Annotated in this window: 11 protein-coding genes; 8 read left to right on the forward strand and 3 right to left on the reverse strand. The window is 58.7% G+C overall.

The annotated features are described in order from the left end of the window. Positions 1-5: 5 nt before the first annotated feature. Positions 6-1,604, forward strand: coding sequence for a BCCT family transporter (locus tag AB5Y92_RS13590; RefSeq protein WP_368226969.1), 1,599 nt, complete (start codon positions 6-8; stop codon positions 1,602-1,604). A gap of 118 nt (positions 1,605-1,722) precedes the next feature. On the opposite strand, the gene AB5Y92_RS13595 is transcribed toward AB5Y92_RS13590, so the two are convergent. Then, positions 1,723-2,961 carry a multifunctional CCA addition/repair protein gene (locus AB5Y92_RS13595; RefSeq protein ID WP_368226970.1) on the reverse strand — a complete coding sequence of 413 codons (1,239 nt, stop codon included), beginning with the start codon at positions 2,959-2,961 and terminating at the stop codon, positions 1,723-1,725. 237 nt (positions 2,962-3,198) lie between these two features. Between AB5Y92_RS13595 and mutY the strand changes: the two genes are divergently transcribed. From mutY to mltC, 3 genes are all read left to right on the forward strand, one after another. Then, positions 3,199-4,251 (forward strand): A/G-specific adenine glycosylase, encoded by a 1,053-nt coding sequence (gene mutY / locus AB5Y92_RS13600; RefSeq protein WP_368226971.1) that lies wholly within the window; start codon positions 3,199-3,201, stop codon positions 4,249-4,251. An 8-nt stretch (positions 4,252-4,259) separates the two neighbouring features. Beyond that, a complete protein-coding gene (locus tag AB5Y92_RS13605; protein ID WP_005335828.1) occupies positions 4,260-4,532 on the forward strand; it encodes an oxidative damage protection protein in 273 nt (90 codons plus the stop codon). 117 nt (positions 4,533-4,649) lie between these two features. Further along, positions 4,650-5,753, forward strand: a complete 1,104-nt coding sequence (gene mltC, locus AB5Y92_RS13610; protein ID WP_164536048.1) for a membrane-bound lytic murein transglycosylase MltC — start codon at positions 4,650-4,652, stop codon at positions 5,751-5,753. A gap of 85 nt (positions 5,754-5,838) precedes the next feature. Here mltC and AB5Y92_RS13615 read toward each other — a convergent pair whose 3' ends face one another. After that, positions 5,839-6,225, reverse strand: coding sequence for a YgiW/YdeI family stress tolerance OB fold protein (locus AB5Y92_RS13615; RefSeq protein ID WP_005335826.1), 387 nt, complete (start codon positions 6,223-6,225; stop codon positions 5,839-5,841). Positions 6,226-6,479: 254 nt separating this feature from the next. On the opposite strand from AB5Y92_RS13615, the gene AB5Y92_RS13620 reads away from it, so the two are divergent. Both AB5Y92_RS13620 and ompA read left to right on the forward strand, forming a co-directional pair. Further along, positions 6,480-7,517 carry an SGNH/GDSL hydrolase family protein gene (locus AB5Y92_RS13620; RefSeq protein ID WP_201986211.1) on the forward strand — a complete coding sequence of 346 codons (1,038 nt, stop codon included), beginning with the start codon at positions 6,480-6,482 and terminating at the stop codon, positions 7,515-7,517. Between the two features lie 265 nt (positions 7,518-7,782). Further along, positions 7,783-8,820 (forward strand): porin OmpA, encoded by a 1,038-nt coding sequence (gene ompA, locus AB5Y92_RS13625; protein WP_019445737.1) that lies wholly within the window; start codon positions 7,783-7,785, stop codon positions 8,818-8,820. A gap of 130 nt (positions 8,821-8,950) precedes the next feature. On the opposite strand, the gene AB5Y92_RS13630 is transcribed toward ompA, so the two are convergent. After that, positions 8,951-9,973 (reverse strand): GGDEF domain-containing protein, encoded by a 1,023-nt coding sequence (locus AB5Y92_RS13630; protein ID WP_019445736.1) that lies wholly within the window; start codon positions 9,971-9,973, stop codon positions 8,951-8,953. A 134-nt stretch (positions 9,974-10,107) separates the two neighbouring features. Here AB5Y92_RS13630 and rnr point away from each other — a divergent pair, with 134 nt between their 5' ends. Together rnr and AB5Y92_RS13640 are read left to right on the forward strand one after the other, a co-directional pair. Then, the gene (rnr, locus tag AB5Y92_RS13635; RefSeq protein WP_021231727.1) at positions 10,108-12,501 is read left to right on the forward strand and encodes a ribonuclease R; all 2,394 of its coding nucleotides are present in this window, start codon (positions 10,108-10,110) and stop codon (positions 12,499-12,501) included. A gap of 59 nt (positions 12,502-12,560) precedes the next feature. Beyond that, a partial coding sequence (locus AB5Y92_RS13640) for a hypothetical protein (RefSeq protein ID WP_368226972.1) occupies positions 12,561-12,907 on the forward strand: 347 nt, incomplete at its 3' end.

The following is a 12,907-nucleotide window of genomic DNA, read 5'->3' on the forward strand; positions in this document are numbered from 1 at the left end:
GCTGGATGCGAGCAAGCAAAGGGCTATTGAAAGGCCTCAATCCCACCATGGCCATGACGGCCCTCACCGTGATCACCCTGTTTTTGCTTTTTGGCGTATTTGTTCCCGATACCGCGGCCGCCTGGTTTGTCGGTGCCAAGGATCAGATTATTGCCGGGTTCAAGTGGTACTACATTCTGGTGGTCGCCCTGTTCCTGCTCTTCGCTGTCTACCTGATGTTCAGCCGTTTTGGCAGCATCCGGCTGGGTGACGACGACCAGGTACCGGAGTTCGGCTACTTCGCCTGGTTCTCCATGCTCTTTAGCGCAGGCATGGGTATCGGTCTGGTGTTCTGGAGCATCGCCGAGCCGATGAACCATCTACAGGGCAATCCGTTCATTTCCGAAGGGATGACCCCGGAAGCGGCCCAGATCGCCATGCGCCTCACCTTTTTCCATTGGGGCCTGCACCCTTGGGCCATCTATGTGATCGTCGGCCTGTCACTGGCCTTTTTCAGCTATCGGCGCAAGTTGCCGCTGGCGATCCGCTCTGTGCTTTACCCTATCCTCGGCGAGCGGATCTACGGCTTCTGGGGCCATGCGGCCGATGTACTGGCCGTGTTCGGCACCGTCTTCGGGGTGGCGACTTCCCTTGGACTGGGTGTCTCCCAGATGAATACCGGCCTCAACCAGATGTTTGGTATGGCGGTGTCGCAGTCCAACCAGCTCTGGCTGATTGGCGGCATCAGCCTGATCGCCACCCTCTCGGCGGTTTCCGGGGTCGGGCGCGGAGTGAAGCTCCTCTCCGAGCTCAATATCTGGCTGAGTGTTTTCGTGCTCGAGCTCTTTCTGGTGCTGGGGCCGACTACCTATATCCTCAACGCCTATGTACAGAACATCGGTGATTACCTGCAGAACATCGTCAAACTGAGCTTCTGGACCAACACCGAGGCCAACGGCACTTCGGCCTGGCAGTCGAGCTGGACTGCGTTTTACTGGGGTTGGTGGATTGCATGGGCGCCGTTTGTCGGCATGTTTATCGCCCGCATCTCCAAGGGGCGTACCATTCGCGAGTTTGTGCTCGGTGTGCTGCTGGTACCCTCGCTGCTCGGCATGTTCTGGCTCACCGTGTTTGGCGGTACGGCGATGAATCTGGAGCTGTTTGGCGGTGGTGGCGTGGTCGCTGCGGTCAATCAGGATGTGACGCAGGCGCTCTACAAGACGGTCGAGCTGCTGCACTGGGATACCTTCGGCTGGATCGCCAAGGCCGTGTTGACCCTGCTCATCTGCACCTACTTCATCACCTCCAGTGACTCGGGCACGCTCGTGATTACGACCCTGCTCTCCATCGGTGATCAGGAGCCGCCGGTACTGCACCGCGCCGTATGGGGTCTTGGGCAGGGGCTGGTTGCCGCTATCCTGCTGGTCTCCGGCGGCCTGGCAGCCTTGCAGGCGGCCAGCATCATAGCCGCGCTGCCCTTCTCGGTGATCATGTTGGCGATGTGCTATTCGCTGATGCTGGGGCTCAAGCAGGAGAGTCAGCGCCAGTTCGAGTATCGCCAGAACCTCAAGCGCCACGATGGCTCATCCCATATGAGCCTGATGGAGCGAATTGGTCCGGCATAACCGCACCAGCAGGGGTTAGCGCCCCTTTACATATAAACTTGGATGCAAAACGGCCGCCCTGGCGATGCTCTCCTTGCGGAGCTCATCATCAGGGCGGCCGTCTGTTATGGGGCCGAGGTTACTCTTCGATAAAGGTCCACTCATCCTTGACCCGGCTGATGGCATCGGTCCGCTTTTTGGCGAGCTGCTCCTTGATTTCTTCCCCTTTGTAACCGGCCGCCACTATCTCTTTCACCGGCACCGCCTGGGCGGCAGCCAGCGCTTCGGCCACATAGTCCGGCTCGGCATAGACCCGCTCCTCGAAACCGGTACGGCCATGGAAGTCGGCGCGGCAGGCATCAAGAAGCTGGGCAAAGCGCTCGGGGCGGCGCCAGGCATCAGCCTTGTCGAACACCTTGAGCAGGGTGGCGGGCTTGAGCTCAAAGGCGATATGGATGTGGGTGTGCAGATCGCTCACCAGCAGCGCCAGATCCCGGCACTCATTTGGTACCCGGAACCGCTCGCACAGAGCGCGAATAAGCGGCAGCCCTTTCTGGCCGTGACCGTGATGGCTTGGCCAGAACTCCTTGGGGGTCACTCCCTTGCCAAGGTCGTGGCAGAGGGCGGCAAAGCGGACGGTCAATTCCGGGGAGATCCGGCACGCCTGCTCCAGCACCATCAGGGTGTGGATGCCGGTGTCGATCTCCGGGTGCCACTTGGCCGGGGCGGGGACGCCAAACAGCGCATCAATCTCTGGGAACAGCGCTTTCAGGGCGCCGCACTGGCGCAGCACCTCGATAAAGATCTGCGGGGTCGGCCCCAGCAGCACTTTTTCCAGCTCCTTCCAGACTCGCTCCGGCGTGAGGTGGGCCAGCTCGCCAGCGGCCGTCATCTCGCTCATCAGGGTGAGGGTCTCCGGCGCTATGGTAAAGCCCTGAGCGTGGAAGCGGGCGGCGAAGCGGGCGACCCGCAGGATGCGCAGCGGATCTTCGGCAAAGGCAGGGGAAACGTGGCGCAGCAGCCGTTTTTCCAAATCCTCGATGCCGCCGTAGGGATCGTGGAGCTGGCCCTGATCATCTTCGGCGATGGCGTTGATGGTGAGATCCCGGCGTAGCAGATCCTGCTCCAGCGTCACATCGGGGGCGGCGTGGCAGACAAAGCCGGTGTAGCCCTGACCCTGTTTGCGTTCGGTACGGGCGAGGGCATACTCCTGCTGGGTTTTGGGGTGAAGAAACACGGGAAAGTCGCGGCCGACCTGGGTAAAACCCAGCGCCAGCATCTGTTCCACGGTGGCACCGACCACCAGATGATCCCTGTCGCCCTGCGGCAATCCCAGCAGGCGATCCCGCACTGCGCCCCCAACCAGATAAGTCTGCAAACCGTCTCTCCCGTCATCAATCGTGGGGCCGAGTATATCGTCTTTGTTACCGCTTTGCTGCCTGACCACCACCTGGCCGCAGCGCCAGTCAGCGCGGCTTTGACTTGGGCGTGACGAGGCCTTACGCTGCCGCACCAGACAGCTGGCGCTGTGCTGCGGGATGACTTTATGCCCGCTCAGGCCAGATGAGCCGAAGGAACCGCAGAGTTCCCCTTATATCAACGACATGAGAACAACGTGAATCAATCAACCTTCGCAAGCCGGGTTCTGGAGTGGTACGAGCTTCATGGCCGCAAAACCCTGCCCTGGCAGCAGGAGAAGACCCCTTACCGGGTCTGGGTCTCGGAGATCATGCTGCAGCAGACCCAGGTCGCCACAGTCATCCCCTATTACCAGCGTTTTATGGCGCGCTTCCCCGATGTGGTGGCGCTGGCCGATGCCCCTGTCGATGAGGTGCTGCACTACTGGACCGGGCTTGGCTACTACGCCCGGGCCCGCAACCTGCACAAGGCGGCCCAGCAGATCCGCGATCACCACCATGGCCTCTTTCCCGAGCGCTTTGACGAGGTGATGGCGTTGCCGGGGATTGGCCGCTCAACCGCCGGGGCCGTGCTGTCGCTCTCTCTGGGTCAGCCCCACGCCATCCTTGATGGCAACGTGAAGCGGGTACTCACCCGCTGGCTGGCGTTGCCGGGCTGGCCCGGCCAGAAACAGGTGGAGAACGAGCTGTGGGAGATCGCCATTCGGCTCACCCCCAAGCTGGGTGTGGCGCAATACAATCAGGCGATGATGGATATCGGGGCCACTATCTGCTCCCGCAGCAAGCCAGCCTGTGATCGCTGTCCGGTGCGGGCCGATTGCCAGGGGCTGTCGCAAGGCAAGCCTACCGCTTATCCCAACAGCAAGCCCAAGAAGAGCATTCCGGCCCGCGATGGCATCATGCTGCTGATCCGTCACGGTGATGAGCTGCTGCTGGAGAAGCGGCCGCCACAGGGGATCTGGGGCGGGCTCTACTGCTTCCCGCAGGTGGCCTCGCTGGCGGAGGTGGATGGTCTGCTGGCATCCCTCGGCCTGAGCCATCACGGTTATCGTGAACTGGCCGGTTTTCGCCATACCTTCAGCCACTTCCATCTCGATATTCAGCCGCTGCTGATTGACATTGATGAGGCGCAGCCGCTGCGGCTCATGGAAGCAGATAACCGACTCTGGTATAACTTACGCCATCCTGCCGAGGTGGGGCTGGCGGCCGCCACGGCCCGTCTGCTCGCCTATCCAGAGTTACAACCATAGAGGTCAACATGAGCCGTACTGTATTTTGCCAACGCCTGAAAAAAGAGGGCCCGGGTCTGGATTTCCAACTCTATCCCGGTGAGCTCGGCAAGCGGATTTTTGACAACATCAGCAAGGAAGCCTGGGCCGAGTGGCAGAAGAAGCAGGTGATGCTGATCAACGAGAAAAAGCTCAACATGATGAATCTTGAGCATCGCCAACTGCTGGAAAAAGAGATGGTCAGCTACCTGTTTGATGCAGGTGAAGTGCAGATCGAAGGTTACACCCCGCCTGCCCAGTAAGCTCTCCGGCTGTTGTACGTGTGAACAGGTGCGGGAATGGCGCCACACTGGCGCGACCGCTCCTGAAGTCGCAGCAAATGAATGATGGGCAGCTCTGCTGCCCGGTTTGAGGATCCTATGGGCCGAATTTTTTGGCTGCTGTGCACCCTGCTGTTTCTCTCTGCCTGCTCATCTTCCCCCAAGCCCAGCGGGAGTGAGGATGACGATCTGGTCAACGGCAAGGACATCCGCGGTTTTGAACACATGATCAGCGCGCTCTCCCATAACGTGAACGAGATATGGGGGCGGGAGGCGCTGTTTGCGGGCAAGTATGACTACGTCAAATACACGGATCAGTACAAGAGCCGGGCCCACATCGACTTCTCCAGCGGCCATATCATGGTCGAGACGGTATCTGGCATCGATCCCCGTGCTCACCTGCGTCGTGCCATTGTCGAGACCCTGCTGACACCGGACGATCCGGCCGAAGTGGATCTTTACTCCGACCGGGAGATCATGCCCGGCGGCGAGCCTTTCCTCTACGGTCAGGTGCTGGACAATCAGCGCCAGCCAATCCGCGCCTCCTGGCGCGCCGAGCGTTATGCCGATTACCTGCTCAACACGGCGATGAAGAAGCGCACTCTGGGTATTCGCACCATCTTCTTCGTCGATATTCCCATGGTGGCCAACCATGAAGATCGACGGGGCTACAAGTATGCGGGGATCATCCGGGAAGCGTCGCGCAAATACGGCGTGCCGGAGAGCCTGATCTATGCGGTGATCAAGACCGAGAGCAGCTTCAACCCCTATGCGGTGAGCCATGCCAACGCTTATGGCCTGATGCAGGTGATCCCGGCTACCGCCGGTCGTGACGTCTATGTGCGGGTCAAGGGCAAGAACGGCCAGCCGACCCGGGAGGAGCTGTTCAACCCGGCCTACAACATCGATGTCGGTACCGCCTATCTGCACCTGTTGCAGACCGTCTATCTGGCGGATATCGAGGATCCGCGCTCCCGTCGTTATGCGGTGATCTCCGCCTATAACGGTGGTGCGGGCGGGGTACTTAATACCTTCTCCAGCGATCGCAAGGCGGCGCCGGGCCGGATCAACCGGCTCTCCCCCGAGGCGGTCTATCAGGTGTTGACCGAGCAACATCCCAAAGAGGAGGCGCGCCGTTACCTCTACAAGGTCAATCAGGCCGAGAAGGGGTTCAAGAGAGCCTTTGCCAGTCGGGCCGGTTAAGCGGTGATGCTGGGTTAACCATGCAAAAGGGCACTTGATATCAAGCGCCCTTTTAACGTCTGGCCCGTTCGTCGTTGAATTGGCCTTATTTGGCGATAAAGCCACCCTTGGTCTGCGGGGCCGCGCCCACTTTCTCCAGGGTTTTCACTTCCACTTCGGTCTTGTTCCAGCTGTGGTCCACTTCACCACGGATGCGGATCTGATCATCCGGGCCCACTTCGGTGCCACGCCACACATCCTGATCCACTTCGACCTCCACTTCACCGCTGGCATCGCGGAACAGATAGTTCTCGCCGCCCAGGTGCTTGACCAGTTTCCCTTCCAGGGTGGCCCAGCTGTCATCGGCCAGATCTTTCAGCTGAGCAACGGAAACCTTGTTCTGCTCCTGCGGGCCGGTATAGGCCGCCATGGCAAAAGAGGAGACAGACATCAGGGTCAACAGTCCGATTACGCTTGCGCTTGCCTTGTTCATTTCATACTCCTGTCGTTGGTATGAGGGCATTGTGCCGGGGGGGGCGTGAAACAAGCGTGAAAGAAATAGGCTGGTGTGATTGTCTGTTTTGTGAGCGCAAGCGATTTCATCGGTGGTGGAACATGTGTGATTTCATCTGGAACTGTAATCTGTCGCCTTCACCAGAAGTCAGTGGCAGCAGACTCTTCCCATGCCTGTCGCCACTCGAGGAGAAGTCCGCAGGTCTCACCTGCTTAATTGAAGAGCATAACAATATGAAAAAATGGCTTGTTTGTTTATTGGGGTTAATGGCATTGACCGCGCAAGCGGCAGAAGGACGCCAACCTTTTTCCCGGGTTGTGATGTTTGGTGACAGCCTCTCCGACACCGGCAAGATGTACAAAAAGATGCGGGGGTATCTCCCCTCCAGCCCACCCTACTTCAACGGGCGCTTCAGCAACGGCCCGGTGTGGCTGGAGCAGTTGGGTGACGAGCGTTTCCCCGGTTTGGTCGTGGCCAACGAGGCGGAAGGCGGTGCAACCGCGGTGGCCTATAACCATCTGGGTGCTCTGAATGGCTGGCTCGGTTTCTGGTCCTGGGATCCCAAATATCAGGTGATCAACAATCTCGATTACGAGATCGATCAGTTCCTGAAAAAGGACAAGTTCCGCCCCGATGATCTGGTGGTGATCTGGGTCGGTGCCAACGACTATCTGGCCTATGGCTGGAACACCGAGCGGGATGCGGATCGGGTGATCGATACCATCCGGCTGGCATCCAACCGGTTGGTGCTCAACGGCGCGCAGCAGATCCTGCTGTTCAACATCCCGGATCTGGGGCAGACCCCGTCAGCCCGCAGCATGAAGGTGGTGGAGAAGGTGCGCCATGTGGCCAGCTACCACAACCAGAAGTTGCAGAACCTCACTCGCGAGCTGGCTCCCCTTGGCATCGTGAAGCTGTTCGAAGTGGACAAGCAGTTTGACGAGATGATGCGCGATCCTCAGCAGTTCGGGCTGAGTGACACAGAACACGCCTGCTACGGTGGTGGCTATACATGGAAGCCGTTCTCCGGCAGCGCCGCCGAGGTGGCTGCGACCCCGGTTTTGAGTGTCTCCGAAAGAGTGGCTATTGCCGGTAACCCGATCCTGGCGCAGGCGGTGGTGAGCGGGCAGGCAAAAGGGCGAGCAGCGACTCTCAACTGCGATGAGCATATGTTCTGGGATCAGGTGCATCCGACCAAGACGGTGCACAAGGTATTGAGCCAGCGTGTTGCTGACTTTATCGATCAGCACTACGAGTTTGTTCGTCACTGATATCGCTTCGGGCCAGCATGTTGCTGGCCTTTTTCTCCTATCAGCCCTCATCTGTGCGTCTTTTTGCGTCACATTTAGTTCAAATAACAAACGTTTGTTGCTGTTTTTGTAACGTGGTTGCGTTAGAGTGTTTTTTGTTAATTGATATCAGTGACTTGAAAATAGGCTAACGTTGATATGCTGCGATCGCTTTTGGGTGGTTGCACCTATAAGACGAGGTGATATCAATCAACCTCCTCCTACATAAAGTTGCAGAGGCTCAAACATGAAAAAATCATTGATTACCTTGCTGGTTACCGGCTTGCTGGCGGCCAATGCCCAGGCTGCCGGTCAAGACAACACCTGGTATGGCGGTGCCAAACTGGGCTGGTCCAACTTCTACGGCATTGATGAAAGCAATGCCCTGACCCTTGGCAATGAGACCAACGATGCCTTGGGTGCAGGCGTGTTTGGCGGTTATCAGATCAACAAGAATCTGGGACTGGAGCTGGGTTACGACTACCTGGGCAAATATAAATACGACGCAGTGAAGAGCGGTGCAGCTTTTAGCGATGAGGTGACTGCGCAGCTGGCTCAACTGACCCTGAAACTGGGCTTCCCGGTTACCGATAATCTGGATCTGTATGGCCGTGTCGGTGGCGGTTATGGCTGGGCTGATACCAAGAGCGATGTCTACAAAGATGACAGCCGCTTTGTCATGGTCGGTGCACTGGGTGCCGAGTATGCGTTCAACCTCGACTGGGCAGCTCGCCTGGAGTATCAGTACACCACCCCGTATGGCAGCCGCGATGATACCGGTCTGAGAATGGATAATGGCCTGCTCTCGCTGGCAGCGGTTTATCGCTTTGGTCAGGTTGCCCCTGTGGCGCCCGCCCCGGCCCCGGAACCGGCTCCTGCACCTGTGATGGTTGAGAAGCAGTTCACCCTGAGCTCCGATGTGCTGTTTGACTTCAACAAGGCGACTCTCAAGCCAGAGGCCAGTCAGGCACTGGATAGCCTCTATAGCCAGATTGAAGAGGCGCGACCCAAGGATGGCGTGGCAACCGTAATTGGTCACACCGACCGTATCGGTTCCGATGCCTACAACCAGAAACTCTCCGAGCAGCGTGCCCAGACCGTTGCCAACTATCTGGTTGGTAAAGGGATTCCGGCCGCCAAGATCAATGTGGAAGGACGTGGTAAATCCTCACCGGTTACCGGCGACAGCTGCGTCAGCAAGTCCAAGCGTGAGCTGATCGTCTGCCTGGCTCCGGATCGCCGTGTTGATGTGAAAGTCGAAGGTGTCAGCGAGGTGCAGGAGTAATCTTTCACACTGAGCAGAGTTCCACTGGGGCTGGAATGAACAGCCCCTGTCGGAGCAAGAGAGACCAAAAAGCCAGTCAGTTGATCTGATTGGCTTTTTACATTGGCATTGCGGTCGGGCAGGGGACAAATCAGGAAGGGAGCGGCATCACCCGGTTGCGCCCCAGCTCCTTGGCCTTGTAGAGCAGCTTGTCGGTACGTTCGACCAGACAGTCTGCGCTCTCCTGACCGTTGAACTCACCCACGCCAAACGAGGCGGTGATGTGGTCGATGCGGCGGCCCGATTTGCGATCCAGAATCGACATCCGCTCGATAGCGCGGCGCATGCTTTCCGCCATCTGTCTGGCCAGCGCCAGCGAGCGATGGGGGACCAGCATGGCGAACTCCTCCCCACCCAGCCGATAGGCGGTGACCCCCTCCTTGCAGGCATCGCGCAGCCGTTTGCTGAAGGCGCGCAGTACCTGATCGCCGAGCAGGTGACCGTACTCGTCGTTGAAGTTCTTGAAGCGATCGATATCTGCGAGGATCAGCGAGAAGGGGTGCTGGCTGCGGATCAACCCCTCCAGCTCCAGATCGAAGGCGCGGCGGTTGAGCAGGTTGGTGAGGGCATCCTCGTTGGCCAGCTTGCGCGTCTCGTTGAGCGCGGCCCGCAGCTCTTTGATCTCTTTCTCCGCATTGCTGAGCTGGTTGCGAAAGTGCATGGTGGACATGCGCACATCCCGCGATTCGCGCACCAGCTCCCGCAGGATCCCCATGGTGTCTTCCAGGCTGAAGCCCTCGTCATCAATGCGGCTGAGCTTGTCAAAACTCTTGTCGAGCATCTCCTGAAACATGCCGGTATCGGAGATGGCGTCCTGCATGGAGTGGCCGAGCTCGTTGGCCATGGCGGCGAGGCTCAGTTTCATCGCCTCCATCTGCTTCTCGTCCTGAGCGGCCAGATACTGGTGATAGAGCCGCTCGCAGGTGGTGAGCGAGCAGGTTCCCTGCATTTTGACTGCCTGATCAATCGCCTGGTTGAGCTCGGGCATGCTGGCCGAGACATAGTTGTACCACAGGTGGTAATTGTCCGGCGTCGTGGGGATCTGGTACTTGATCATCAAGGGGACCGCCTGTTTGAGATAGGCGGCGGATTGGGCAAATGTGTCCTTACTCATGAGTTCTGTGTCTCATCATGCCAGCGAACTGAAGATAGTATGACAGAGAGATTGGCCAAAAGGCAGCCGATGGATGCCATTCGCCCCCCCCTCCGATATAATGGCACCGTTACCACCTACCCTAAGGCCTGCTTATGTCTCAAAAAGATCCTTTCCTCGAACGCGAGGCCGAAAAATACGATAACCCCATCGCCAGTCGCGAGTTGATCCTGGAACTCATCAAGGGCCATGAAAAGCCCATGTCCCGTGAAGAGTTGGCCAAGGTCCTCAAGCTGAAAGATGAAGAGCCGTTGGAAGCCTTGCGTCGTCGTCTGCGCGCCATGGAGCGTGATGGACAACTGGTATTCACTCGCAACCAATGTTATGCCCTGCCGGATCGCCTGAATCTGGTCAAAGGTTATGTAATCGGCCACAAGGATGGCTTCGGTTTTCTGCGTCCGGAAGGTGGTGGTCCGGATCTGTATCTGAACAACCGAGAGATGCAACGCCTGATGCATGGCGATTACGTGCTGGTTCAGCCGACCGAGATCGACCGCAAGGGTCGTCAGGAAGCGCGTCTGGTGCGCCTGCTCAAGTCCCGTGAGGCAGACATTGTCGGCCGTTACTTCGTCGAGAATGGCGTTGGTTTCGTGGTGCCGGATGACAGCCGTATCGGCCAGGACATCATCATCCCGGAAGGTGAAAACAAAGGGGCTCGCCAGAGCCAAGTCGTGGTTGTGCGCATTAACCAGCGCGCCACCTCCCGCATCAATGCCGTCGGCACCGTCCTGGAAGTGCTGGGCGAGAACATGGCGCCGGGCATGGAGATCGAAATTGCCCTGCGTACCCACGGCATTCCGCACACCTGGCCGGAAGAGGTGACCAAAGAGGTTGCCGGTCTAGGCGAGCAGGTGCCGGAGAAAGCCAAAGAGGGCCGCATCGACCTGCGCGCTCTGCCGCTGGTGACCATCGACGGGGAAGACGCCCGTGACTTCGATGACGCCGTCTTCTGTGAAGCCAAGCGTGGTGGCGGCTGGCGCCTGTGGGTGGCCATTGCTGACGTTTCCGCTTACGTGAAGCCCGGCACGGCGCTGGATGCCGAAGCCTATCAGCGCGGCAACTCCGTCTACTTCCCCGAGTTCGTGGTGCCCATGCTGCCGGAGGTGCTCTCCAACGGCTTGTGTTCCCTGAACCCGCAAGTTGACCGTCTCTGCATGGTGTGCGAGATGACCATCTCCGCCGCTGGTCGCATGTCCGGCTACAAGTTCTACGAAGCGGTAATGAACTCTCACGCCCGTCTGACCTACACCAAGGTGGCGGCGATCCTCGATGGCGATCCCAAGCTGCGTCAGCAGTATGATCCGCTGGTGGGCCATATCGAGGAGCTCAACAACCTCTACAAGGCGCTCAAGCATGCCCGCCATCAGCGTGGCGCGGTGGAGTTCGAGAGCGAGGAGACCCGCTTCATCTTCAACGCCCAGCGCAAGATCGACCGCATCGTGCCGCTGGTGCGCAACGACGCCCACAAGATCATCGAAGAGTGCATGATCCAGGCGAACGTGGCTGCTGCTCGTTATATCGAGAAAAACGAAGCTGCCGCCCTGTTCCGTGTCCACGACCGTCCGGGCGAAGAGCGTCTGACCGGTTTTCGTGACTTCCTGGCCGAATTGGGTCTGGAGCTCAAAGGCGGCCTCGAGCCCGAGCCGAAAGACTTTGCCGAGCTGGCCGCCAAGTTTGAGGGACGCCCGGATGCGGAGCTGCTCTCCACCATGCTGCTGCGCTCCATGCGTCAGGCCATCTATCAGGCCGACAACATCGGTCACTTCGGTCTGGCGTTGAAGTCCTACGCGCATTTCACCTCGCCGATCCGTCGCTACCCCGACCTCATCTTGCACCGGGCGATCAAGTATCAGACTGCCAAGGAGCAACAGGGCAACCTGCGCCACAAGTGGACCCCGAGCGGTGGTTATCACTACCAGCTGGAAGAAGTGGACCCGATGGGCGAGCACTGCTCCATGACCGAGCGCCGTGCCGACGATGCCACTCGCGACGTGGCCGACTGGCTCAAGTGCGAGTACATGCTGGATCACGTGGGTGACGAGTTTGACGGCGTCATCGCCAGCGTCACCGGCTTTGGTTTCTTCGTCCGTCTGGCGGAGATCCACATCGACGGTCTGGTGCACGTCAGCACCCTCACCAACGACTACTACCAGTTTGATCCCCTGCACATGCAGCTGATTGGCGAGAACTTCCGCCGTCGCTACCGTCTGGGTGACAAGGTGCGGGTCAAGGTGATGGGCGTGAACCTGGACGATCGCAAGATCGACTTCGTGATGGTGGAAGAGCCGCTCAAGGCCACCGGCAAGAACGCCAAAGAGATGGCGCGCAAACAGGCCGAGATCAAGAAAGAGAAGGCCAAGAGCGCCCAGCGCCACGAAAAACGTAAAGAGGGCAAGGATCACGGCAAATCCGACAAGGGTGGCCGCGCCAAACCGAGCAACAGACGACCGAGCAAAAAGGCTCGCGATAAGGTGAAGGCCAAGGGGTAAGCCCTCGGCCTATGGCTTGGGTCCGGCGATCCGGGCTGAGGTAGTAAGGGGCTGATGTGATGGCCCCAGGTTATCTTCCCCAGCGCCTGATAGTCCCAGAAACGAAAAAATCCGAACCCTGTTACCGGGGGGCGGATTTTTTATGGTCAGCGAAAAGGGGGAGGGGCTTAGCCCTTCGGCGGAGAGCGGCCAAGCGCCGTGCCTATGGCGAGGAGCATACTCCCTGCGCGATTGCCATTCTATATCGAAAGGTGGAAGTCCGAACTTTCCTCTTAAATATTGTTTTCAATCTTGTCAACGAACTTGGTAAAGTGTATGGAGATGGTATTCACCTGACAGTTGCCCACAAAAGGGAGTGGTCATACGGCTTCAAACCGGATAACAAAACGGTACCCCTACCGTGTTA

Source organism: Aeromonas sp. R1-1, from assembly GCF_040908495.1.
Lineage (GTDB): Bacteria > Pseudomonadota > Gammaproteobacteria > Enterobacterales > Aeromonadaceae > Aeromonas > Aeromonas veronii.